Origin of the sequence: Pseudomonas caspiana (genome assembly GCF_040224095.2) — a bacterium.
GTDB lineage: Bacteria > Pseudomonadota > Gammaproteobacteria > Pseudomonadales > Pseudomonadaceae > Aquipseudomonas > Aquipseudomonas caspiana.
The window spans coordinates 3,956,529-3,979,552 of sequence record NZ_CP167995.1 but is presented as its reverse complement, the minus strand read 5'-3'; the positions used below and the strand labels follow the sequence as shown (position 1 = coordinate 3,979,552).

Here is a 23,024-nt window from a genome sequence, read left to right as displayed (position 1 = left end):
CTCATGTACTCGGTTTGCTGAACAAGATGAAAATTTTTGCTGCCAGGGGTTTGTAGCTGGCGGCCACGACAAACAGGGTGATCAGGCCGCTGACCGCCAGGCCCAGAAAAATACTGAGGCGATCTTCGCCAGCGATCATTCGCAACAGCGGTTCGCTGAGTGCCAATCCGACGGCGGTCATCACGCTGATGCGCAGAATGTCGCGCAGCCATTGGCCATGGATGCCCGGCGCCAACCGGTGGTGGACGATCACCGGCCAGATGGCAAACGACACGGCTCGCAGAAGGAACCAGGCTATTGCTGCGCCATATGCGCCCTGATAACGAATGGCGTAAAACATCACCGGCACAGTGACGATGGCTGAAATCACGCTGTACCAGATGTGCAGGCGAAGTTGCCCATAGGCGTATTGCAGATAGAACTGGAAGGCGCTGATGGCCATGATTGCGCTGCCCAGTGAGTACCAGCAGAGAATCTGCTGGCTCCATTGCGCCGCAACCCAGTCGCCGGTCCAGGCGTAGATCAGGTAGTTGCCGTGCAGGCCGATCAACGCCGCCAGTGGAAACAGGAAAGTGCAGGCGAATCGGTTGGCGGCCAGAAGCAGGGCGTGCATTTCGTTTTGCCGCCCCTCGGCCACCAAAACGGTCATGCGCGGCAACAAGGCCTGCACCAGTGGGTTGGTGAGCATCATGATGCCGGTGGTGATCAGTGCCACCAGTGAGAAGTAACCGTATTGATCCAGTGGCAGCAGATCGGACAGCAACACCTTGTCCATCTGGGTCAGCACAATCCACAGCACCGAGGTCAGGGTCATGCTTGCGGCAAACGGAATGATCGGTTTGACCAAAGCCTGGTTGAAGCCGGTAAGCAGATGCGGAGTCGGCATCTGCTGGTATGCCCTTGCGGCAAAAATCAGAGTTTCGATCAGGCCGACCGCGGCCTGAAATTCAAAGAAGTCCTCGGGATCCTGAGAGTAGGTACTAACCAGCAGCAGGCCGCCGAAATAGCGCAATGTCGCGATGATGATGTTGGCGATATTCAGCCAGGCATGTTGCTCCAGGCCCTGAATACCACTTTTGTACAGGGTCGCGTAAAGGCGCAGCGCGACTACTAGTCCCATCAGGCTGATGCAGTGAATCAGCGTTTCGGGCTGCAGCTCTTTTGCGTTGAGCCACTGCAGGGCAATCCACGGGCTGCTCAGGTAAATGCCGATGCAACACAGCATCGCCATGGGCAGAAAAATGATTTCGAACGAGCGCAGCAACTGCCCGGAGCTACGGTCACGGGCAAGCGTACCCTGCTGATGGGCGACGGCACGCACCAGGGCCGGTGACAAACCCGCATCGAGCAGCAGCAACCAGGCCTGCATCACGGCGAAAAAACCGATCAAACCATACGCCTCGGCACCCAGGTGACCGAGGTAGAACGGCATGATCAAGATCCCCACCAGCAGAACGTAGGCCTGACCGGCATAGTTCAACGCGGTGTTACGGATGACCGAGCGACTCTTCGCCATGGCGCTTATATAGCCTGAGCGATGAGTGAACTGCGGTAGTGCACGTTGCTGACACTGCACTCTTCGATCAAGGTATTGATGACTTTTTCCTGATCACTTTTTTGCAGGCCGGGATAAATCGGCAGGCACAGCACGCGCTCGCTCAATGCACGGGATTCGTGCTGAGGAACCTGTGGTTGCAGGTATTCAAGTGTGTCCAGCGACGGGTAGAAGTAGCGGCGCGGATTGATGTCGCGATGATTAAGGGCGGTGCGCACGCGCAGCAGTTGTTGTTCATCGCGAAACGCCACCGGGTAGTAGCTGTTATTGAGCTGGCTATCGGACTGGACTTGTTGCAGATCCAGATAGTTTTCCAGCCGGGCGGTGTATCGGTGAGCAATCTCGGCGCGTTCTTCGAGAATGTTCTCGATGTCATCAAGGATGCACAGACCCATGGCCGCAGAAAATTCGTTGAGCTTGGCGTTGATGCCAATACCATCGATCTTGTCGACGTCTGCAATACCGAAGTTGCAAAGCAGGTAGGCGCGTTTCGCAACCTCGTCATCGTTAGTGATGATCGCGCCGCCTTCAATAGTGTGGAACAGCTTGGTGGCGTGGAAACTCAAGGTGCTGACGTCGCCCCAGTTAAGTACCGACTGACCCGCATGGCGTACGGCAAAAGCATGGGCACCGTCGTAGACCACTTTGAGCCTGTGTTTGAGGGCGATTTGTTCGATCTGCTCGACGGCACAAGGATTGCCGAATACGTGCGTGCCGACGATCGCGGTTGTATCGGACTGGATGCGGCTTTCGATGTGAGCCGGGGAGATGTTCCAGGTGCCGGGATCAATGTCGGCAAATAGCGGGCTTATACCCTCCCATTGCAGGGAGCTGCTGGTAGCGACAAAACTGAACGGTGTAGTAACCGCGCTGCCACTCAGGTTAAGTGCCCGATAGGCAACTTGTAATGCGAGCGTGCCGTTGTTGGTCAGGATGATATGTTTGACGCCCAGATAATCCTTCAGACGTTCTTCCAGCTCGCTCACCAGAGGCCCGTGGTTAGTCAGCCAGCCTCGAGCATAAATCCCCTCGACATAGCTTTTGAACTTGTCGATATCGCCCAGATAAGTTTTCGTTACGTTGATCATCGAAGCCTCCATGTTTGACGTTTAACGCAGGTGTCAGAGCGATTTGCCAGGTGTAACTTCTGATGAGCCATTGCCAGCTTTGCGGCTGGCGCGCCGGGCACGACGTTGATTGATTTGCAGGATCAGCCGGGTGGTCAGACTGCCCGCATGCGGGTCGCCAAAATGGAAGATGGCTGTCGCTCTGGTGACCTCCGGGCCGCAAGGCTTGTTGGCATGCAGCGACCTGTAGCCCCAGAACACATAGATATCGCCTGGCTTGAGCGTCAGCGTTTCAGGTTTCACCCAGCCTCGCTCAATAGCCATTACCAGCAACTTGCGGCTGAAGGCGTTCTGGATCAGTGCCTTTTCAATGGCGTTGAATACGGCGTTGCGCCGTATTTTGCGCAAATTGGGGAACAGCATCAGATCACCGCGCTCATCCCCTTCAGTCGGGATGAATACGGGTACCAACACCGTGACCAGGCTGGCGTCAAAGTGGAAGCTGTTGGATTCGCGGCGTCCCTGGTTACCCTGGACACAACGCAGTACCGGGAAAATCTGCGAGCTGGCAGCGTCTACGCCAGTGGCGCAGCGATAAAGATTGGCGAGCATTTGCTGGAAGTCCGCAGACTCCCATAGCGAAGACAGCGGGCTTTGTGACAGCAGCTTTTCACCGTGATGAGCAAAATATTCACCCCGGTGTAATTTCGCCTGGGCCTCGGTATAGGCACGCAGCAGTTGCAGCTCGTTGGCATCAAGCGCACCGCTGATCTGGCTGAAACCCTGGGCATTGATTTGCTCGCTGACTTGCTTGATCCGTAACGGATCCATAGCGAATGAAGATCGCATCAATTCCAATCCCTGAAGTTGAAGATGAACCCGTTAAGTCAGACGTTTTGTCTGGCGCTTTTTGATTTATTTGCACGCTCGCCCACGCTACCGCCCGAATCGCTTGATCCAGTGCGCAGGAAACTTCAACTTGGTACTGCGAATACCTTAATTAGCTGCCTGACCCCGCCACACAAACTGCGGGCCAAGCTACCGCCCCCTCGACTACATTCTGCAGTTGAGCGATTTTCCGTTAATCAAAGGACGGCCACCGGCGCTAAAAACGCGCCGTGCAGATAACTAACATGAGGCAAATCAAGAAGTGTGTTGGCTGAACATTTCCTGCGCATTGCTCTTTGGCAACGCTGCACGGGCTAGGAAATGTCTGACACGCATATATATCGTTGTCCTCAAGCTTTCTGTCAAATTATTTCGTCAACATTCTGTTAAATTTTTGATAAGTGGTTTGTAATATTACTTAAGTTATTGAATTTTAAGGAGTCAAAAAAACATCGCTCGCACTGCTTCGGTGCAATGACGGTTTTTGGGCACTCAGCACGTCGTTGTTCATAGGCGTTGTGTAAACGCAGTAGTCGTTTTTTTAGCGCCAGAAGTTAGTCGTTAGTGATACTTGGTAAATAAGTGGCCCAGATACCTGTCTTGTTATCAATGGGCGTTGTTACTCACCATTCAAACGAGTTAAACGTTTCCGCAAGAACTCTTATTGTCAGGAACATGGCGCGAGAGGTGAACGGAAGCCTGGTGTGCTGCCCATCAGCGTGTGAAGCCTGTTTTGGGCATGGATCGTGCGTGGGTCTCTGGGCACCCATTGGCTATATATTCTTATATGGAATATATAAATAATAATTAATAATTTTTTGATCTATGAAGATTCGTGCATGATGTTCTACAAGATCCGCTTTCGAATGTCGCAGGAATCGCGACTCGTATTACGCAAACAGTCCGGCCTTCCGGGCTGTGCATTTCAAGGTGATTTTCATGAAAAATCTTGCGCTGTATTTTGACTACGCTGCTACCACACCCGTTGATGAGCGTGTCATTGAGGTCATGGTGCAATGCCTGGGTCGGTCCGGGACTTTTGGCAATCCGGCGTCCAGCTCACATGCTTATGGACGTGACGCACGATCAGCCGTAGATGTCGCACGCCAACAGGTGGCTGATCTGGTAGGCGCGCGCCCGGAGCAGATCATCTGGACTTCAGGCGCAACCGAGTCGAACAATCTGGCGTTGAAGGGCGTTGCCCAAAGCTACGCCGAGCGCAGTGGCCGAACGGCGGGGCACATTATTACCAGTCAGATCGAACACAAGGCGATCCTCGACACTGCGCAACAGTTGCAGCTGGCAGGCGTTGAGGTGACCTATCTGGCACCGGATGCCAATGGTTTGATCTCTGCGCAAGCGGTAGTCGATGCTTTGCGCGAGGACACTTTTCTGGTGTCGTTGATGCTGGTCAACAACGAGCTGGGCACGCTTAACGATATCGCTCAAATCGGTAAGCATGTGCGCGAGCATGGCGCCTTGTTTCATGTCGATGCCGCTCAGGGCGCAGGCAAGGTCAGGATTGATCTGTCCGAACTGGCGGTTGATCTGATGTCCTTCTCGGCCCACAAGATCTATGGCCCCAAAGGTATCGGTGCCCTGTATGTCGGGCCGCGGGCCGAACAGCGCGTACAGGCGCAGATCCACGGTGGCGGACACGAAAGCGGTTTGCGTTCAGGCACGCTGGCCACCCATCAGATTGCAGGCATGGGGGCGGCGTTTGCGCTGGCCCAGACGTTGTTCGACGAGGAGGCGGCTCACATCCAGCAGTTGAATCAGCTTTTATGTACACGGCTGGCCGATGTTCCCGGTTTGCGTATCAACGGGGATTCGGTACAGCGAATTGCTCATACGTTGAGTCTGACTTTTGGCAACAACGATCTGGACATTGCCGCTCTGGGGAATGGATTGGCTTTTTCCTCGACCTCCGCCTGCAACTCGGCAAAAAACACGCCCTCGCATGTGCTGCTGGCGCTCGGTCATGACGCCAAGGCCGCCAGTCAGACTATTCGCTTGAGCCTCGGGCGCTTCACCAGCGCAGAGGAAATCGAGCAGGCAGTCTCGCTGATCAAGTCCTCACGACTGCAACCTGCGTTCTGGGCGGTTGCTCACTCCTGACAGGTGCTCCATTATCTGCCCGCAAGAGATTAATTTTTTCGGGTCAGCAGGAGAATCAATGAGTACGCAATCGAAACCCGGCGCAGCCGTCGTACAACGTTTGGCGCAGACACGGGCCTTGATGAGCCGCGAGCGTATTGATGCTTATCTGGTGCCTTCAGCCGACCCGCATCTTTCCGAATACCTGCCGGGCTACTGGCAGGGGCGCCAATGGTTGTCGGGTTTCCATGGTTCTGTGGGGACGCTGATTGTGACTCAAGACTTTGCCGGGCTTTGGGCGGACAGTCGCTATTGGGAGCAGGCAGCTAAAGAATTGGCGGGCAGCGGCATCGAACTGGTCAAGCTGCAGCCAGGGCAACAGGGGCCTCTGGAGTGGCTGGCCGATCAGGCCAAGGCTGAAACTGTCGTGGCGGTTGATGGGGCAGTATTGGCGGTTGCGTCCTCACGAACTCTCGCGAGCAAGCTCTACGAGCGAGGCGCGAGGCTCCGTACAGATCTGGATTTGCTCACCGAGCTGTGGGCCGATCGGCCAGCGTTGCCGGTCAGTCCGGTTTTTGAGCATTTGCCGCCTCAGGCATCGGTAAGGCGTGTCGAAAAGCTGGCCCGTCTGCGTCAGGTCATCGCTGAGCGTGGGGCAGATTGGCACTTTATTGCCACCCTGGATGACATTGCCTGGTTGTTCAATCTGCGTGGCTCTGATGTGTCTTACAACCCGGTGTTCATTTCCTTCGCTTTGATTGGGCCGAATGGCGTCAGTCTATTCGTCGACTCAAGCAAGTTGAGCGCGGGGGTGCGTCTCAGTCTTGAGCAGGACGGCATCACGTTGCTCGAGTACACCCAGATTGGTGCAGCCCTGCGCGAAGTGCCTAAAGACGCGCGTCTGTTGATTGACCCGGCCAGGGTCACGTGCGGCTTGCTGGACTACTTGGATGCTGAAGTTACGCTGGTCGAGGGTCTGAACCCGACGACGTTGTTCAAATCACAAAAAAGCGAAGCCGATACCGCGCATATTCGTCAGGCCATGGAGCAGGACGGGGCGGCGCTGTGCGAGTTCTTTTGCTGGCTGGATTCGGCGTTGGGCCATGATGCTGTCAGCGAATTGACCATCGACGAAAAGCTTGGGCAGGCTCGTCAACGTCGTCCAGGCTACATTTCACCCAGCTTCGCGACCATCGCGGGTTTCAATGGCAACGGGGCTATGCCGCATTACCGTGCGACGCCAGATGAGTATGCGCAGATCGAGGGGGACGGTTTGCTGCTGATCGACTCCGGGGGGCAGTATCTGGGGGGGACTACCGACATCACGCGTATGGTGCCTGTCGGTAATCCGAGTGCGGAGCAGAAGCGCGACTGCACGAGGGTCTTGAAAGGCTTGATCGCTCTATCCCGCACTCATTTCCCCAAAGGCATTTTGTCGCCGCTGCTGGATGCGATCGCTCGGGCACCAATCTGGTCTGAGGGAGTGAATTACGGGCACGGTACCGGGCACGGTGTCGGGTATTTCCTGAATGTTCACGAGGGACCACAGGTTATCGCCTATCAAGCACCGGCTACGCCGCAAACCGCGATGCTGCCGGGCATGATTACCTCTATTGAGCCGGGTACTTATCGTCCGGGACGCTGGGGAGTACGGATAGAGAATCTGGTGATCAACCGCGAGGCGCAGACGACCGAGTTTGGCGAGTTCCTGCGGTTCGAAACCCTGACGTTGTGTCCGATCGACACCCGTTGTCTGGAGGTAGAGTTGCTGAGCCTGGAGGAGAGGACGTGGTTGAATGATTACCACGCCCAGGTGTGTCAGCGCTTGAGCCCCCTGTTGCAGGGCGCTGCGCTTGAATGGCTACGCCTGCGTACGGTGGCAGTTTGATGGAAGCGATGTAGTGTCAGGTAAGTGGCGGGCGGCAACACAACCGCCACTTTTCCTCATTCGGTTTTCGCGGGCTTCTTGCAGATGATTATCATGCTGCGACTGGTATAGCCCGCCGGATTCAAGCCGAAAGGGTAGTCGCCGGGGTCTTCTACACCGTCGCCGGATTTGGCGATGACTCTGTAGTTTTTCGAAACGCAGGAGTCGGCTGCCATGGCGTAACACTTCTGCCAGGAAGACGACAGACCTGAGCAGTTGATGTGAATCCCTCGCTTGGTCTGTTTTACAGGGGCTGAGGTGGCGGCGCAGCCTGTGATTATTAGTGTTGTCAGCGCTATAAAAATGTACTTCATTGCCTTCCTTACTCTGGCTTTCATTGAAGGCCAGTGCCCAGCCTGAATACGATTACTCGGTAAGATGATCTGGCTTCTGCCAATAGCCTGAGCGGTCAGGGCGTCGCCATGTCCTAAACATGGCTCAACAGCGTTACAAATGCTAGTGACATCTCATCTTTGGGGGAAAGATATCTTCAGTCTGCCGGGACTAATTGTGCTGTTTCGCGCCGTGCTGTAAGGGTGGCGCCTGCTGAGGCCATGATAATCGCACCAATGGCCAGCCATTGCGTAATGGTCAGGTGTTCGTGAAGGAAGAGCATCCCCGACAAGGCACCGAATGCTGGCTCCATACTGGCCAGGGTTCCAAATGTTCGGGCGGGCATCCGGGTCAGTGCGACCATCTCCAGGCTATAGGGGAGGGCAGTGGACAGGATTGCGACACCAATGGCGGTAGGAATCAATCCAATGTCAAATATTGCCCAGCCTGCATGCACCGCTCCGATCGGGGCGATGAATATGGCCGCAATCAGAACGCCCAGCGCTGCTGTTTGAATGCCGTTATCTTCGCCGGCTTTTTGCCCGAACAGGATGTAGCCGGCCCAGCAGACTCCTGCACCTAAAGCGTAAGCCACGCCGGTTATGTCAAGGCTCGCGCTTTCTTCTCCTGTCGGGATCAGCAACAGCAGGCCTGTTACGGCGAGTGCGATCCATACGAAGTCGAGCGCTTTGCGCGAGGCAAACAGAGCAACCGCCAGCGGCCCCGTGAATTCGAGCGCCACGGCTATTCCCAAAGGGACGCTACGCAGCGACATATAGAAGAGGAAATTCATCCCTCCCAGAGCGATTCCATAGAACACGACCGTGCGCAACGACCTTGCAGTAAGTCTGGCGCGCCAGGGTCTTAGAACCAGAAGCAGAATAATGCTGGCAAAGATCAGCCTTAATGAAGTCGTGCCCTGCGCGCCGACTACGGGGAATAACGTCTTGGCCATTGAGGCCCCTGTCTGGATAGAGGCCATGGCAATCAACAATAAGCCAATAGGGAACAGCGTCTGTGAAAGAGGGCGAAGATGAGTGCTCATCGAAAAGGTGTTCCAGTTAGAGGGCAGTGGCGCAAAGGCTATATGATGCTTAAGAAGCTGGGTTTGCGCAATATAATGCTCAGCCCGAGTTGTTCTTCTTATATAGGTAATCCATTTGCAGCATTTTTGATAAAAGCCTGAATTAAGGGTTGACGGCCTCTCAGATCTCTCTATAATTCGCACCTCTTCTGGCGCAGACAGAACGAAAAACTCCTTGATAATCAACGAGTTGGACGATTAAGTTGGCGAAGAAGAGGTTTCGATGAGGTTGATCGAAAGCGGTGAAAAAAGGCAGTTGACAGCAGGTTGTAACGCTGTAGAATTCGCCTCCCGCTAACGAGCAACGTGATGTTGATCGAGGCGCAAGTGGTTGAAGTTGATCAGGAAACTTTGAAAACTTCTTAAAATAACCGCTTGACAGATACAGAGGCTGCTGTAGAATGCGCGCCTCGGTTGAGATGAAAGATCTTAACCAACCGCTCTTTAACAATTGAATCAAGCAATTCGTGTGGGTGCTTGCGCTGTCAGACTGAAGTCAACAGATTATCAGCATCGTAAGTTACTCCGCGAGAAATCAAAGAAATAACCAACGATTGCTGAGCCAAGTTTAGGGTTTTCTCAAAACCCAAAGATGTTTGAACTGAAGAGTTTGATCATGGCTCAGATTGAACGCTGGCGGCAGGCCTAACACATGCAAGTCGAGCGGCAGCACGGGTACTTGTACCTGGTGGCGAGCGGCGGACGGGTGAGTAATGCCTAGGAATCTGCCTGGTAGTGGGGGATAACGCTCGGAAACGGACGCTAATACCGCATACGTCCTACGGGAGAAAGCAGGGGACCTTCGGGCCTTGCGCTATCAGATGAGCCTAGGTCGGATTAGCTAGTTGGTGAGGTAATGGCTCACCAAGGCGACGATCCGTAACTGGTCTGAGAGGATGATCAGTCACACTGGAACTGAGACACGGTCCAGACTCCTACGGGAGGCAGCAGTGGGGAATATTGGACAATGGGCGAAAGCCTGATCCAGCCATGCCGCGTGTGTGAAGAAGGTCTTCGGATTGTAAAGCACTTTAAGTTGGGAGGAAGGGCATTTACCTAATACGTAAGTGTTTTGACGTTACCGACAGAATAAGCACCGGCTAACTCTGTGCCAGCAGCCGCGGTAATACAGAGGGTGCAAGCGTTAATCGGAATTACTGGGCGTAAAGCGCGCGTAGGTGGTTTGTTAAGTTGGATGTGAAATCCCCGGGCTCAACCTGGGAACTGCATCCAAAACTGGCAAGCTAGAGTATGGTAGAGGGTGGTGGAATTTCCTGTGTAGCGGTGAAATGCGTAGATATAGGAAGGAACACCAGTGGCGAAGGCGACCACCTGGACTGATACTGACACTGAGGTGCGAAAGCGTGGGGAGCAAACAGGATTAGATACCCTGGTAGTCCACGCCGTAAACGATGTCAACTAGCCGTTGGGAGCCTTGAGCTCTTAGTGGCGCAGCTAACGCATTAAGTTGACCGCCTGGGGAGTACGGCCGCAAGGTTAAAACTCAAATGAATTGACGGGGGCCCGCACAAGCGGTGGAGCATGTGGTTTAATTCGAAGCAACGCGAAGAACCTTACCAGGCCTTGACATCCAATGAACTTTCCAGAGATGGATTGGTGCCTTCGGGAACATTGAGACAGGTGCTGCATGGCTGTCGTCAGCTCGTGTCGTGAGATGTTGGGTTAAGTCCCGTAACGAGCGCAACCCTTGTCCTTAGTTACCAGCACGTTATGGTGGGCACTCTAAGGAGACTGCCGGTGACAAACCGGAGGAAGGTGGGGATGACGTCAAGTCATCATGGCCCTTACGGCCTGGGCTACACACGTGCTACAATGGTCGGTACAGAGGGTTGCCAAGCCGCGAGGTGGAGCTAATCCCATAAAACCGATCGTAGTCCGGATCGCAGTCTGCAACTCGACTGCGTGAAGTCGGAATCGCTAGTAATCGCGAATCAGAATGTCGCGGTGAATACGTTCCCGGGCCTTGTACACACCGCCCGTCACACCATGGGAGTGGGTTGCACCAGAAGTAGCTAGTCTAACCTTCGGGGGGACGGTTACCACGGTGTGATTCATGACTGGGGTGAAGTCGTAACAAGGTAGCCGTAGGGGAACCTGCGGCTGGATCACCTCCTTAATCGACGACTCAGCTGCAGCGCAAGCTCCCACACGAATTGCTTGATTCATTGAAGAAGACGATTAGAAGCAGCTTTTGCTTTGCATACCCGATTTTGGGTCTGTAGCTCAGTTGGTTAGAGCGCACCCCTGATAAGGGTGAGGTCGGCAGTTCGAATCTGCCCAGACCCACCAGTTACCTGGTGAAGTTGGTCAGAGCGCGTACGACACCCGGATACGGGGCCATAGCTCAGCTGGGAGAGCGCCTGCCTTGCACGCAGGAGGTCAGCGGTTCGATCCCGCTTGGCTCCACCACTTACTGCTTCTGTTTGAAAGCTTAGAAATGAGCACTCCATCGGTTCGATGGTGAGTGTTGATTTCTAGTCTTTGATTAGATCGTTCTTTAAAAATTTGGGTATGTGATAGAAATATAGACTGGGCACCTCTTTCACTGGTGCGTGTCCAGGCTAAGGTAAAGTTTGTGAGAACAAACTTTCGGCGAATGTCGTCTTCACAGTATAACCAGATTGCTTGGGGTTATATGGTCAAGTGAAGAAGCGCATACGGTGGATGCCTTGGCAGTCAGAGGCGATGAAAGACGTGGTAGCCTGCGAAAAGCTTCGGGGAGTCGGCAAACAGACTGTGATCCGGAGATGTCTGAATGGGGGAACCCAACTGTCATAAGACAGTTACCTTACACTGAATACATAGGTGTATGGAGCGAACCAGGGGAACTGAAACATCTAAGTACCCTGAGGAAAAGAAATCAACCGAGATTCCCTTAGTAGTGGCGAGCGAACGGGGACCAGCCCTTAAGTGGCTTTGAGATTAGCGGAACGCTCTGGAAAGTGCGGCCATAGTGGGTGATAGCCCTGTACGCGAAAATCTCTTTGTCATGAAATCGAGTAGGACGGGGCACGAGAAACCTTGTCTGAACATGGGGGGACCATCCTCCAAGGCTAAATACTACTGACTGACCGATAGTGAACTAGTACCGTGAGGGAAAGGCGAAAAGAACCCCGGAGAGGGGAGTGAAATAGATCCTGAAACCGTATGCGTACAAGCAGTGGGAGCCTACTTTGTTAGGTGACTGCGTACCTTTTGTATAATGGGTCAGCGACTTATTTTCAGTGGCGAGCTTAACCGAATAGGGGAGGCGTAGCGAAAGCGAGTCTTAATAGGGCGTCTAGTCGCTGGGAATAGACCCGAAACCGGGCGATCTATCCATGGGCAGGTTGAAGGTTGGGTAACACTAACTGGAGGACCGAACCGACTACCGTTGAAAAGTTAGCGGATGACCTGTGGATCGGAGTGAAAGGCTAATCAAGCTCGGAGATAGCTGGTTCTCCTCGAAAGCTATTTAGGTAGCGCCTCATGTATCACTGTAGGGGGTAGAGCACTGTTTCGGCTAGGGGGTCATCCCGACTTACCAAACCGATGCAAACTCCGAATACCTACAAGTGCCGAGCATGGGAGACACACGGCGGGTGCTAACGTCCGTCGTGAAAAGGGAAACAACCCAGACCGTCAGCTAAGGTCCCAAAATCCTGGTTAAGTGGGAAACGATGTGGGAAGGCTTAGACAGCTAGGAGGTTGGCTTAGAAGCAGCCACCCTTTAAAGAAAGCGTAATAGCTCACTAGTCGAGTCGGCCTGCGCGGAAGATGTAACGGGGCTCAAACCAGGTACCGAAGCTACGGGTATCATCTTTTGATGATGCGGTAGAGGAGCGTTCTGTAAGCCTGTGAAGGTGAGTTGAGAAGCTTGCTGGAGGTATCAGAAGTGCGAATGCTGACATGAGTAACGACAATGGGTGTGAAAAACACCCACGCCGAAAGACCAAGGTTTCCTGCGCAACGTTAATCGACGCAGGGTTAGTCGGTCCCTAAGGCGAGGCTGAAAAGCGTAGTCGATGGAAAACAGGTTAATATTCCTGTACTTCTGGTTATTGCGATGGAGGGACGGAGAAGGCTAGGCCAGCTTGGCGTTGGTTGTCCAAGTTTAAGGTGGTAGGCTGAGATCTTAGGTAAATCCGGGATCTTAAGGCCGAGAGCTGATGACGAGTGTTCTTTTAGAACACGAAGTGGTTGATGCCATGCTTCCAAGAAAAGCTTCTAAGCTTCAGGTAACCAGGAACCGTACCCCAAACCGACACAGGTGGTTGGGTAGAGAATACCAAGGCGCTTGAGAGAACTCGGGTGAAGGAACTAGGCAAAATGGCACCGTAACTTCGGGAGAAGGTGCGCCGGTGAGGGTGAAGGACTTGCTCCGTAAGCTCATGCCGGTCGAAGATACCAGGCCGCTGCGACTGTTTATTAAAAACACAGCACTCTGCAAACACGAAAGTGGACGTATAGGGTGTGACGCCTGCCCGGTGCCGGAAGGTTAATTGATGGGGTTAGCTAACGCGAAGCTCTTGATCGAAGCCCCGGTAAACGGCGGCCGTAACTATAACGGTCCTAAGGTAGCGAAATTCCTTGTCGGGTAAGTTCCGACCTGCACGAATGGCGTAACGATGGCGGCGCTGTCTCCACCCGAGACTCAGTGAAATTGAAATCGCTGTGAAGATGCAGTGTATCCGCGGCTAGACGGAAAGACCCCGTGAACCTTTACTATAGCTTTGCACTGGACTTTGAATTTGCTTGTGTAGGATAGGTGGGAGGCTTTGAAGCGTGGACGCCAGTCTGCGTGGAGCCATCCTTGAAATACCACCCTGGCAACTTTGAGGTTCTAACTCAGGTCCGTCATCCGGATCGAGGACAGTGTATGGTGGGTAGTTTGACTGGGGCGGTCTCCTCCTAAAGAGTAACGGAGGAGTACGAAGGTGCGCTCAGACCGGTCGGAAATCGGTCGTAGAGTATAAAGGCAAAAGCGCGCTTGACTGCGAGACAGACACGTCGAGCAGGTACGAAAGTAGGTCTTAGTGATCCGGTGGTTCTGTATGGAAGGGCCATCGCTCAACGGATAAAAGGTACTCCGGGGATAACAGGCTGATACCGCCCAAGAGTTCATATCGACGGCGGTGTTTGGCACCTCGATGTCGGCTCATCACATCCTGGGGCTGAAGCCGGTCCCAAGGGTATGGCTGTTCGCCATTTAAAGTGGTACGCGAGCTGGGTTTAGAACGTCGTGAGACAGTTCGGTCCCTATCTGCCGTGGACGTTTGAGATTTGAGAGGGGCTGCTCCTAGTACGAGAGGACCGGAGTGGACGAACCTCTGGTGTTCCGGTTGTCACGCCAGTGGCATTGCCGGGTAGCTATGTTCGGAAAAGATAACCGCTGAAAGCATCTAAGCGGGAAACTTGCCTCAAGATGAGATCTCACTGGAACCTTGAGTTCCCTGAAGGGCCGTCGAAGACTACGACGTTGATAGGTGGGGTGTGTAAGCGCTGTGAGGCGTTGAGCTAACCCATACTAATTGCCCGTGAGGCTTGACCATATAACACCCAAGCAATCTGCGACCTTCTCTTAAAAAGAGCAGGGCATCAGATTGCGGTGACTGTGAAGACGACACGAACCGAAAGTTTGTTCGCACACTGAACCTGATCTATCACATACCCATTGGCTGGAGCGTCACCCGCAAGGGCAACGAGCCGGCAACCGAATTTCTTGACGACCATAGAGCATTGGAACCACCTGATCCCATCCCGAACTCAGTAGTGAAACGATGTATCGCCGATGGTAGTGTGGGGTTTCCCCATGTGAGAGTAGGTCATCGTCAAGATTAAATTCCAGAACCCCTGATCGCTTACGCGTTCAGGGGTTTTGTTTGTGCGCGAAGAAAAAGTCCCGCGACGATGGAGGGGGCACGCGTTCCGGCGAATACACCGTTTTGCAGCCTTCGGCAGCTCCTACAAGTTCTCCGCGATTCAGGGGGAGCGAATTTATTCGCGAAGAGGCCGGTACCAGCGCCGCATGTCTATCGGCCGATACACCTTGCCGGATAAATCCGGTCCCTCAGCTTTCAGTGTGTAGCTATACAGCGCAGATTCCACCAGCCACAAAAAAGCCCCCCTTGCGAACAAGGAGGGCTTTTTATCAGTATCAGCGACTATTCACCGCGATAGATACAACCACTGGTGCAAGTCTCATGAATGCGAATAGCTGACAACTCTGGCAGTAGTGGCTTGAGCTCAGCAAAGATCCATTTCGCCAGGTTTTCGCTGGTTGGGTTTTCGAGTCCCGGAATGTCATTCAAATAGTGGTGATCAAGGCGTTCATAGAGCGGCTTGAAGATCGCTTTGATTTCAGAGAAGTCACGGATCCAGCCGATATGTGGATCGACCTCACCTTCGAGATGGATGGCGATGCGGAAGGAGTGGCCATGCAGGCGTCCGCATTTATGTCCCTCAGGAACATGAGGTAGGAAGTGGGCTGACTCGAACGTAAATTCTTTAAAAATTTCCACAATCTTCAACTCTAAAAATGGCGATCGTCGCAGCGACGCATGCAGGCCGAGAGTTTATCAGCATTGGTTTGTGCTTGGCGCTAAAACCAGGTAGTTCGTATGCACTGATGGCATCTAGCCAGACTAATTCAGCTTGAGTTAAGTTCGGTTGTTTATCCTCGGTCTGTAGGAAATAAAAACTCTCAACGGAGATTGATAGTGAACACTCTGACTGCGCTTGCTGCCTCTGCTCTTCTATTGCTCACCAGTGGCGTAGTCAGCGCTCGCGACATTTCCCTCGACGAAGCTGCTACATTGCGCGCCGCAGGCATTATTCAAAGTTCAGAGCGGCTCGATGCCATCGCCTTGGCGATACACCCCGGTGCAACCATCAACGATACCGAGCTTGATGAAAGGTACGGCAAACATATTTACCAGGTTGAGCTTACGGATCCTCGCGATATTGAATGGGACGTGGATATCGATGCGGCAACTGGTAAGGTTCTCAAGAACCATCAGGACCGATAATGAAGTTACGTAAGCGTCGTGGCACTCTTCTATGCCTTGTGTTGGTATGCGTTACTGTGCAGGCGAGAGACCTTGATCAGGATGAAGCGCTGAGCTTGCGCCAGTCAGGCACTATTCTTCCCCTTGAGCAATTGATGGAGATGGCATTGGCTCGACATCCGGGTGCCAGGCTACTCGAGGCAGAACTTGAGGAGAAGCATGGTGTGTACGTTTATGAGTTTGAGATTTTGACCCCGGAGGGTGTCGTTCGAGAGTTGAAGTATGACGCTCGGGACAGTCGATTATTGAAGGATGAGGAAGACTGATGCGCCTGCTATTGGTAGAGGACCATGTCCCGCTGGCGGATGAATTACTTGCCGGTCTTGGCAGGCAGGGCTATGCAGTCGACTGGCTTGCAGACGGGCGTGATGCGGTACACCAAGGCGTTACCGAGCCTTATGACTTGATAATTCTCGATTTGGGCTTGCCGGGCCTTCCTGGATTGCAAGTATTGGAGCAATGGCGCGCCGGGGGCTTGGCAACGCCGGTCCTTGTACTGACCGCGCGAGGTTCGTGGTCCGAGCGCATCGAAGGACTCAAGGCCGGCGCTGATGACTACCTGACCAAGCCTTTTCACCCTGAGGAATTGCAACTGCGCATTCAGGCGCTACTGCGCCGCTCCAAGGGGCTCGCTAACCAGCCACGTCTTGAGTCTGCAGGTTTGCATCTGGATGAGGGGCGTCAATGCGTCACTCAGAATGGTGTTGATATTCAGCTCACCTCCGCAGAATTCAGGCTGTTGCGATATTTCATGCTGCATCCTGAACAAATTCTTTCAAAGAGCCATTTGGCTGAGCACCTATACGACGGAGAAAATGAGCGGGATTCCAACGTCATTGAAGTGCACGTAAATCACCTCAGGCGCAAGCTGGGTAAAACTGTTGTCGAAACCCGGCGCGGTCAGGGTTATCGCTTTGGCGGGGAGCCCGCTGCTTGAGATCTATACAGCGGCGTCTGAGCCTGGGGCTCATCAGCGTCATGGTTCTGGTATGCGTGGTCCTGGCCCAAACCAGCCTGTGGCTGTTTGAGCTGGGTTTACAGCGTTATCTGGAAGCAGGGCTGCGCAACGAAAGTGAAAGCCTGCTGATCGCGCTGGTTCGCGGGCAGAATGGTTTGCAACTGGATGAGCATCGTTTGTCGCCGGCCTACCAGCGGCCTTACTCCGGGCACTACTTCCGCATTGATTTTCCTGAAGGGCATTGGCGCTCCAGATCACTGTGGGATCTGGAAATTCCCGATCCCGGTTCGGGCGGATTACACGCCAGCTATGAGCTGGGCCAGACAGGACAGTCCTTGCTACTGCTAAAGGCGGATTACCGAAAGTTTGGTCAGGACATCTCGATAACGGTTGCGCAGGACTACACCCCCGTCAGAGCAAGTTTTCTTCGCGTTCAACAAATTGGTCTCGGCCTGGGACTCGCGGCTCTTTTACTTATCCTGGCTCTGCAGAGAGTGACGGTGCGTCGTGCGCTGCGACCATTGGACCGTGCCCGGGAACAGCTGGTCCAGCTCCAGCAAGGGAAGCGTTCCCAGCTCGATGAACAAGTGCCGGTAGAGCTGGAGCCTCTTGTTTCGCAGATCAACCATCTGCTGGAGCATACCGAGGACAGCCTGAGGCGCTCGCGTAACGCGCTAGGCAACCTCGGGCACGCGCTGAAAACGCCACTGGCGGTTCTCTTCAGTGCTATCGCCGGCCCCCAGTTTGATGCTCATCCCGCGTTGCGAAATATTCTTCGCGAGCAACTGGAACAGATACAGCAACGTCTGACGCGTGAACTCAATCGCGCGCGGCTGTCGGGTGACGCGTTGCCCGGTGCGCATTTCGACTGCGATGCCGAGTTGACTGGATTGTTTGCCACGTTGCGGATGATCCACGGTGGGCATCTAAATCTTGAGATGCAGGTCCAGCCGGGTTTGTCTCTCCCTTGGGATCGTGAAGATATTCTGGAGCTGCTGGGTAACTTGCTGGATAACGCATGCAAATGGGCAGACAGCGAAGTACTGCTGATTATGAATCGGCAAGAGACCCGGTTCTGTATTGTCGTAGAAGACGATGGGCCCGGTATTCCCGAAGCCAGACGCGAAGAAGTGTTCGGTCGTGGTGCGCGTCTTGATGAGCAAATTACCGGCCACGGATTGGGCCTCGGCATTGTGCGAGATATTGTCCAGGCGTGGGAAGGCAACCTGCAGTTGGAGGCCAGCTACTCAGGTGGGCTTAGAGTATGTATCGACCTGCCTGACCGATCAGTAGGTGAGCAGACTATCAACTAAGCCGCTTTTGTTTACGCATTTCTTATTCGTGCCCGGCTTTAATTGCAAGCGCTCGGGACGCTCGCAACATCCCTTACTCAACTTTTCAGCCAAATTGCCGTTATAGAGCCAAGATCGGAATTCAAAAACAACAATTCGATACCCTGGGGTTCTATGCGCATTAGCCTGAAAGCCAAAGTACTCTCACTGGCGATTCTGCCGGTGCTGATATTCGCGCTTATCATTAGCGTGACCACCGTAATCATGCTGCGCGAGCAGGCCAAACGAGAGGTCAGCGAGACGCGCGAGCGTCTCTTGCAGGAAGCCAAGACCACGCTTAAAGATCAGGTGTCTATTGCCCTGACGACCATCAAGCCGATATACGACGCCGCGGCTCCCGGCGATGATGCGCCTCGCGCCCAAGTCATCAAGCTGCTCTCCAGCATCAGCTTTGGCAAAGACGGCTATTTCTTCGGCTACGATTCCCAGGTTATTCGTCTGTTTCGCTCCACCAATCCCGACGGCGTAGGCAAAAGCTTCAAGGATGCCAAAGACCCGAACGGAGTGATGGTCAATACCGAACTGGTTGCTGTTGCCAAGGCGGGTACTCACTTCCTGCTTTACTCCTCGACGCTGCCGGGCAAGACCGAGTTGGTTCCTAAACTGGGCTACACCGAATACCTGCCCAAATGGGACCTGGCGTTTGGTACAGCGGTGAATATTGACGGTATTGACGCGCAGGTCGCTGCGCTCCAGCAAAGTGTCGAGGCCCGCCTGGAAGAGATGCTGCTCAGCATCATTGGTGTCGCGCTTCTGGTGTTGATATTAATCAGTATCATTGGCGTAGTGCTGGCCGGTACGTTGCTTCGTCCGTTACGTCTGATGAAAGACAACCTTGATGATATTGCCGCCGGTGAAGGTGATTTGACCCGTCGCCTGGCTGTGACCAGTCAGGATGAGTTGGGCGATCTGGCCATATCGTTCAACCGTTTTGTCGACAAGATCCATAGCCTGGTCACCCAGATATCGGGTATGACCGGGCAACTGACCGGCCTGGTCGGCGAAGTCTCAAGTCAGGCGCAACGCTCCGAGCAAGCTATGGAGCGTCAGCGTCACGAGACGGATCAGGTGGCTACCGCCATCAACGAGATGTCCGCCGCTGCTCAGGAAGTGGCGAAGAGTGCTCAAGGTGCTTCGGTCGCTGCACAGAAGACGGACGAAGAGGGCCAGTCGGCCAAGCGCGTCGTTGACGGCAGTATCAAGCAGATCCACGCGCTGGTGGATGACATCCGTAACAGTGGGGCGTCTCTGGATAGCCTGCAGCAGGACGTGTCCTCGATTGTCAGCGTGCTGGGTGTGATTCGCTCCATTGCTGAACAAACCAACCTGTTGGCGCTCAACGCGGCTATCGAAGCTGCGCGTGCAGGAGAGGCCGGTCGTGGGTTTGCGGTAGTGGCCGATGAGGTGCGTGCACTGGCCAGTCGGACCCAACAGAGTACCCAGGAAATTCAGGGCATGATCGACCGCCTGCAAAAAGGTACCCAGACTGCAGTGGATGCCATGCGTCGCTCCAGCGAGGCGGGCGATGGTACTTCTGAACAGGCCAATCAGGCGGGTTCTTCACTGGATGCCATTGGCGAGCTGATCACGACCATCAATACCATGAACGCGCAGATCGCCAGCGCCGCAGAAGAACAAACGGCTGTTGCTGAGGAGATCAACCGCAGCGTGCATCAGATTGCTTCTGCTGTAGATACGGTCGCCGACGAAACCCGCCAGAGCGCACAGACCACCCGGAGCTTGAATGATCTCGGCCAGCGCCTCGGTGCATTGGTTGGGCAGTTCCGGGTTTAACTCATGTGAGGGATTGACCTGTAGGAGCTGCCGAAGGCTGCGAAGCATTTATCCTGATACACCGCGATCGCAGCCTTCGGCAGCTCCTACAGATCAAATGTCTGCCGTCATAAAGCGCAGTGTCATCGACACTGTGCAGTTTCCTGCAACCCTACGGCCAGACGCATTTTCTGCTGTACTTCCCTTTCCAGAGCCTTCATTTGCCTGACAAGCAGAATGATGGCACTCGTCCGTCGATTGGCTGACTAAGGATCAGGTCAAGCGAGTTGCTTGCCTACTGACATGGAAAGGACATGAACGAAACTACGCTGCAATACAAAACCCTGATACTGCTGTTGGTGTTGGTGACCATCGCGTTCATATGGATCCTGCTGCCGTTCTACGGCGCGGTGTTCTGGGCGGTGATTCTCGGCATCATCTTTGCGCCGGTACAGCGTCGCTTGCTGCTGAAATTTGGCTGGCAGCGAAATCTGACGTCGCTTTGCACCTTGATGATCTGTCTGGTGATCGCGATTCTACCGGTCATTGTCATCAGCGCCTTGCTGGTTCAGGAAGGTGCCACGCTCTACAAGAACGTCGAAAGCGGGCAGCTCGATATCGCCAGCTATCTGGCCGAGTTCAAAGGCTTGTTGCCGCATTACGTCCAGGGCTGGCTGGATCGACTGGGCATGGGCGATCTCGATGGTCTGCGCGACAAGATCGCCAAAGGCGCGATGCAGGGCAGTCAGTACCTGGCAACGCAGGCATTCAGCTTTGGTCAGGGCACCTTCGACTTCGTCGTGGGCTTTTTCATCATGTTGTACCTGCTGTTTTTCTTCCTGCGTGACGGCCAGGAACTGGTGCGCAAGATGCGTATCGCAGTGCCTCTGGCTGAACCCCAGAAGCGTCGCCTGCAACTGAAGTTCACTCGTGTCGTGCGTGCCACCGTCAAAGGCAACGTTGTCGTCGCGATCACCCAGGGTGCTCTCGGTGGCTTCATCTTCTGGTGTCTCGACATTCCCAGCGCTCTGCTATGGGCGGTCATCATGGCGTTTCTGTCGCTGCTGCCAGCGGTAGGGGCGGGGATTGTCTGGGCACCAGTCGCGGTTTACTTCCTGTTGAGCGGGATGATCTGGCAGGGCGTAGTGCTAGCGCTGTTCGGCGTGTTCGTGATTGGGCTGGTCGACAACGTGCTGCGACCTATTCTGGTCGGCAAAGATACCAAAATGCCTGACTACCTGATTTTGATCTCGACCCTGGGCGGCATGTCGGTATTCGGCCTGAACGGTTTCGTGATCGGGCCGATGGTTGCTGCGCTGTTCATGTCCACCTGGGGCTTGTTCGTCAGTGCCAAGAAGACGGTACGTTTGCCGGGTTGAGATTCTCCAGGCGAAAAAAAAACCTGCTCAATCGAGCAGGTTTTTTTATGCGTCTCGTCGTGCCTGATCCTTGAGAGATCAGCCCATCAGACCTGCATGCTGGACCAGATCCAGCAGAGGCTGCGGATAGACACCCAGTACGAAAGTCAGAATGGCGATGGCCAACAGCATCACGCCACCAGTACGTTGCGCCCAGTTGAAGGCCGCATCGTGGCGTGGCAGCTTGGAGTCCACCAGGTACAGGGTCACCATCACGCGCAGGTAATAGAACACACCGATAGCGCTACCGATGATCAACGCACCAATCAACCACCACAGCTTCGACTCGACACCGGTCGCGATGATGTAGAACTTGCCGATGAAGCCAGCGGTGAGCGGGATGCCCGCCAAAGACAGCATCATCAGGGTCATCACAGCTGTCAGGTATGGACGACGCCAGAACAGACCGCGGTACTCGAACATCGCATCGGTGTCACGGCCGCTGTACGGCGAAGACATCATGGTAATCACACCGAAGCTGCCCAGGCTGGTCAGTACATAGGTGACCAGATACACGCCGATAGCTTCAACGGCCATGCCTTTGCTCGCCACCAGGGCGATCATCAGGTAGCCGAAGTGCGCGATGGACGAGTAACCCAGCAGACGCTTCAAGTTGTTCTGCATCAGTGCCAGCAGGTTGCCAACGAGGATCGACGCGACGGCGATGACCGCCAGTACGTCATGCAGTACACCGCTGCTGGCAGCCGGGGATATCTGGAACAGCCGCACCAGCACCGCGAACACCGCAACCTTGCTGGCGGTGGCCAGAAAAGCCGCTACCGGGGCAGGGGCGCCCTCGTAGACATCTGGAGTCCACAGGTGGAAAGGCACCAGCGACAGTTTGAACGCCAGACCTACCAGCATCATGCCCAGACCCAGGCTGGCAATCGGGCTCGGCAGACCGCTTGCAGCCAGTGCCTTGCCAATGCCATCGAAGCTGAGCGAGCCTGCTTCAGCATACAGCAGCGCCATACCGAACAGCAGGAACGCCGAACCGGCTGCCGACAGCACCATGTACTTGATACCGGCTTCCAGCGAGCGTTTGTTGAAGAACGCATAGGCAACCAGACCGTAGACCGGCACCGACAGCAGTTCCAGACCGATGAACAGGCCTGCCAGGTGCTGAGCGCTGACCAGTACCAGACCGCCAGCTGCCGCCAGCAGGATCAACAGGTAAAGTTCTTCACGATTGCCGGGGTAGCCCGCTTTGCCATCGCCGAGATAGGCGTGAGCCATGGTTACACACGCCAGAGTCGACGCCAGGATCAGCGCCATGTAAAGGCAAGCGAAGCTGTCGATCTGCAACAGTGGCGTCACTACCAGAGGAGCGACTTTCAATGCCGGGTAGATCGACAGCAGGGCGAGGTTAAGCCCCGCCACGCTGAGCAGGAATGTTTGCGAGTGATTGCGGCGCCATGCGATCGCCAACATCACCACAACGATGGTGAGGCTGGTAATCAGCAGTGGGGCAAGCGCAATAAAGTGTTGAATCGTCAGGTCCATAG

General features: G+C 54.5%; 15 protein-coding genes, 2 tRNA genes, 3 rRNA genes and 1 pseudogene. 14 read left to right on the top strand and 7 right to left on the bottom strand.

The genetic code is table 11. The features are described from left to right. Position 1: 1 nt before the first annotated feature. Genes ABRP31_RS18200 through ABRP31_RS18190 form a run of 3 tightly spaced genes read right to left on the bottom strand, consistent with a single transcriptional unit; the run spans position 2 to position 3,471 of the window. Positions 2-1,516 (bottom strand): oligosaccharide flippase family protein, encoded by a 1,515-nt coding sequence (locus ABRP31_RS18200; protein WP_349972547.1) that lies wholly within the window; start codon positions 1,514-1,516, stop codon positions 2-4. A 5-nt stretch (positions 1,517-1,521) separates the two neighbouring features. Further along, positions 1,522-2,643, bottom strand: coding sequence for a DegT/DnrJ/EryC1/StrS family aminotransferase (locus ABRP31_RS18195; RefSeq protein WP_349972548.1), 1,122 nt, complete (start codon positions 2,641-2,643; stop codon positions 1,522-1,524). A 33-nt stretch (positions 2,644-2,676) separates the two neighbouring features. Then, a complete protein-coding gene (locus tag ABRP31_RS18190; RefSeq protein ID WP_349972549.1) occupies positions 2,677-3,471 on the bottom strand; it encodes a hypothetical protein in 795 nt (264 codons plus the stop codon). 978 nt (positions 3,472-4,449) lie between these two features. Between ABRP31_RS18190 and ABRP31_RS18185 the strand changes: the two genes are divergently transcribed. Beyond that, positions 4,450-5,628 (top strand): aminotransferase class V-fold PLP-dependent enzyme, encoded by a 1,179-nt coding sequence (locus ABRP31_RS18185; RefSeq protein WP_349972550.1) that lies wholly within the window; start codon positions 4,450-4,452, stop codon positions 5,626-5,628. Positions 5,629-5,686: 58 nt separating this feature from the next. Next, positions 5,687-7,495, top strand: a complete 1,809-nt coding sequence (locus ABRP31_RS18180) for an aminopeptidase P family protein (RefSeq protein ID WP_087273563.1) — start codon at positions 5,687-5,689, stop codon at positions 7,493-7,495. A 56-nt stretch (positions 7,496-7,551) separates the two neighbouring features. On the opposite strand, the gene ABRP31_RS18175 is transcribed toward ABRP31_RS18180, so the two are convergent. Then, positions 7,552-7,848, bottom strand: a complete 297-nt coding sequence (locus ABRP31_RS18175; protein ID WP_087273560.1) for a hypothetical protein — start codon at positions 7,846-7,848, stop codon at positions 7,552-7,554. A gap of 176 nt (positions 7,849-8,024) precedes the next feature. After that, entirely contained in the window at positions 8,025-8,912 is an 888-nt protein-coding gene (gene rhtA / locus ABRP31_RS18170) for a threonine/homoserine exporter RhtA (RefSeq protein WP_087273558.1), read from the bottom strand. Positions 8,913-9,549: 637 nt separating this feature from the next. Here rhtA and ABRP31_RS18165 point away from each other — a divergent pair. The 5 genes from ABRP31_RS18165 (at position 9,550) to rrf (ending at position 14,788) form a co-directional block, all read left to right on the top strand. Then, positions 9,550-11,088 (top strand): 16S ribosomal RNA (locus tag ABRP31_RS18165). Between the two features lie 96 nt (positions 11,089-11,184). Then, positions 11,185-11,261 (top strand) — tRNA-Ile (locus tag ABRP31_RS18160). A gap of 44 nt (positions 11,262-11,305) precedes the next feature. Then, positions 11,306-11,381, top strand: a tRNA-Ala gene (locus tag ABRP31_RS18155). Between the two features lie 228 nt (positions 11,382-11,609). Further along, positions 11,610-14,503: ribosomal RNA gene (locus tag ABRP31_RS18150) — 23S ribosomal RNA — on the top strand. A gap of 169 nt (positions 14,504-14,672) precedes the next feature. Next, positions 14,673-14,788 (top strand): 5S ribosomal RNA (gene rrf / locus ABRP31_RS18145). The 16S, 23S and 5S rRNA genes sit together here with 2 tRNA genes alongside, the layout of an rRNA operon. Positions 14,789-15,115: 327 nt before the next feature. On the opposite strand, the gene queD is transcribed toward rrf, so the two are convergent. Continuing rightward, entirely contained in the window at positions 15,116-15,472 is a 357-nt protein-coding gene (queD, locus tag ABRP31_RS18140; RefSeq protein WP_080238016.1) for a 6-carboxytetrahydropterin synthase QueD, read from the bottom strand. Positions 15,473-15,670: 198 nt separating this feature from the next. Between queD and ABRP31_RS18135 the strand changes: the two genes are divergently transcribed. The 7 genes and pseudogenes from ABRP31_RS18135 to ABRP31_RS18105 all read left to right on the top strand — a co-directional run bounded on the left by ABRP31_RS18135 (position 15,671) and on the right by ABRP31_RS18105 (position 21,480). After that, positions 15,671-15,979 carry a PepSY domain-containing protein gene (locus tag ABRP31_RS18135; protein WP_349973623.1) on the top strand — a complete coding sequence of 103 codons (309 nt, stop codon included), beginning with the start codon at positions 15,671-15,673 and terminating at the stop codon, positions 15,977-15,979. Further along, positions 15,979-16,284: a PepSY domain-containing protein gene (locus ABRP31_RS18130; RefSeq protein WP_087265273.1), complete on the top strand. Its 306-nt coding sequence runs from the start codon at positions 15,979-15,981 to the stop codon at positions 16,282-16,284. Before ABRP31_RS18135 ends, ABRP31_RS18130 begins: the two co-directional genes overlap by 1 nt. Next, positions 16,284-16,955: a response regulator transcription factor gene (locus tag ABRP31_RS18125; RefSeq protein WP_087265272.1), complete on the top strand. Its 672-nt coding sequence runs from the start codon at positions 16,284-16,286 to the stop codon at positions 16,953-16,955. Before ABRP31_RS18130 ends, ABRP31_RS18125 begins: the two co-directional genes overlap by 1 nt. Beyond that, complete coding sequence (locus ABRP31_RS18120) at positions 16,952-18,289, top strand: sensor histidine kinase (protein WP_349973624.1); 1,338 nt, start codon at positions 16,952-16,954, stop codon at positions 18,287-18,289. Before ABRP31_RS18125 ends, ABRP31_RS18120 begins: the two co-directional genes overlap by 4 nt. A 153-nt stretch (positions 18,290-18,442) precedes the next feature. Beyond that, positions 18,443-19,264: pseudogene (locus tag ABRP31_RS18115) on the top strand (cache domain-containing protein); the annotation flags it as partial. 36 nt (positions 19,265-19,300) lie between these two features. Further along, on the top strand, positions 19,301-20,122 hold the full coding sequence (locus ABRP31_RS18110) for a methyl-accepting chemotaxis protein (protein ID WP_372489449.1): 822 nt from the start codon (positions 19,301-19,303) through the stop codon (positions 20,120-20,122). A 293-nt stretch (positions 20,123-20,415) separates the two neighbouring features. Then, on the top strand, positions 20,416-21,480 hold the full coding sequence (locus ABRP31_RS18105; RefSeq protein ID WP_087265269.1) for an AI-2E family transporter: 1,065 nt from the start codon (positions 20,416-20,418) through the stop codon (positions 21,478-21,480). 78 nt (positions 21,481-21,558) lie between these two features. Here ABRP31_RS18105 and nuoN read toward each other — a convergent pair whose 3' ends face one another. Next, on the bottom strand, positions 21,559-23,022 hold the full coding sequence (gene nuoN / locus ABRP31_RS18100) for an NADH-quinone oxidoreductase subunit NuoN (RefSeq protein WP_349973628.1): 1,464 nt from the start codon (positions 23,020-23,022) through the stop codon (positions 21,559-21,561). Positions 23,023-23,024: the final 2 nt, after the last annotated feature.

Bases quoted from the DNA above. Each gene is read 5' to 3' on its own strand.
- ABRP31_RS18195 (WP_349972548.1), bottom strand. From the start codon at position 2,643: ATGATCAACGTAACGAAAACTTATCTGGGCGATATCGACAAGTTCAAA.
- nuoN (WP_349973628.1), bottom strand. From the start codon at position 23,022: ATGGACCTGACGATTCAACACTTTATTGCGCTTGCCCCACTGCTGATT.
- ABRP31_RS18175 (WP_087273560.1), bottom strand. From the start codon at position 7,848: ATGAAGTACATTTTTATAGCGCTGACAACACTAATAATCACAGGCTGC.
- ABRP31_RS18185 (WP_349972550.1), top strand. From the start codon at position 4,450: ATGAAAAATCTTGCGCTGTATTTTGACTACGCTGCTACCACACCCGTT.
- ABRP31_RS18110 (WP_372489449.1), top strand. From the start codon at position 19,301: ATGACCGGGCAACTGACCGGCCTGGTCGGCGAAGTCTCAAGTCAGGCG.
- ABRP31_RS18180 (WP_087273563.1), top strand. From the start codon at position 5,687: ATGAGTACGCAATCGAAACCCGGCGCAGCCGTCGTACAACGTTTGGCG.
- ABRP31_RS18190 (WP_349972549.1), bottom strand. From the start codon at position 3,471: ATGCGATCTTCATTCGCTATGGATCCGTTACGGATCAAGCAAGTCAGC.
- ABRP31_RS18200 (WP_349972547.1), bottom strand. From the start codon at position 1,516: ATGGCGAAGAGTCGCTCGGTCATCCGTAACACCGCGTTGAACTATGCC.
- ABRP31_RS18105 (WP_087265269.1), top strand. From the start codon at position 20,416: ATGAACGAAACTACGCTGCAATACAAAACCCTGATACTGCTGTTGGTG.
- rhtA (WP_087273558.1), bottom strand. From the start codon at position 8,912: ATGAGCACTCATCTTCGCCCTCTTTCACAGACGCTGTTCCCTATTGGC.
- ABRP31_RS18130 (WP_087265273.1), top strand. From the start codon at position 15,979: ATGAAGTTACGTAAGCGTCGTGGCACTCTTCTATGCCTTGTGTTGGTA.
- ABRP31_RS18125 (WP_087265272.1), top strand. From the start codon at position 16,284: ATGCGCCTGCTATTGGTAGAGGACCATGTCCCGCTGGCGGATGAATTA.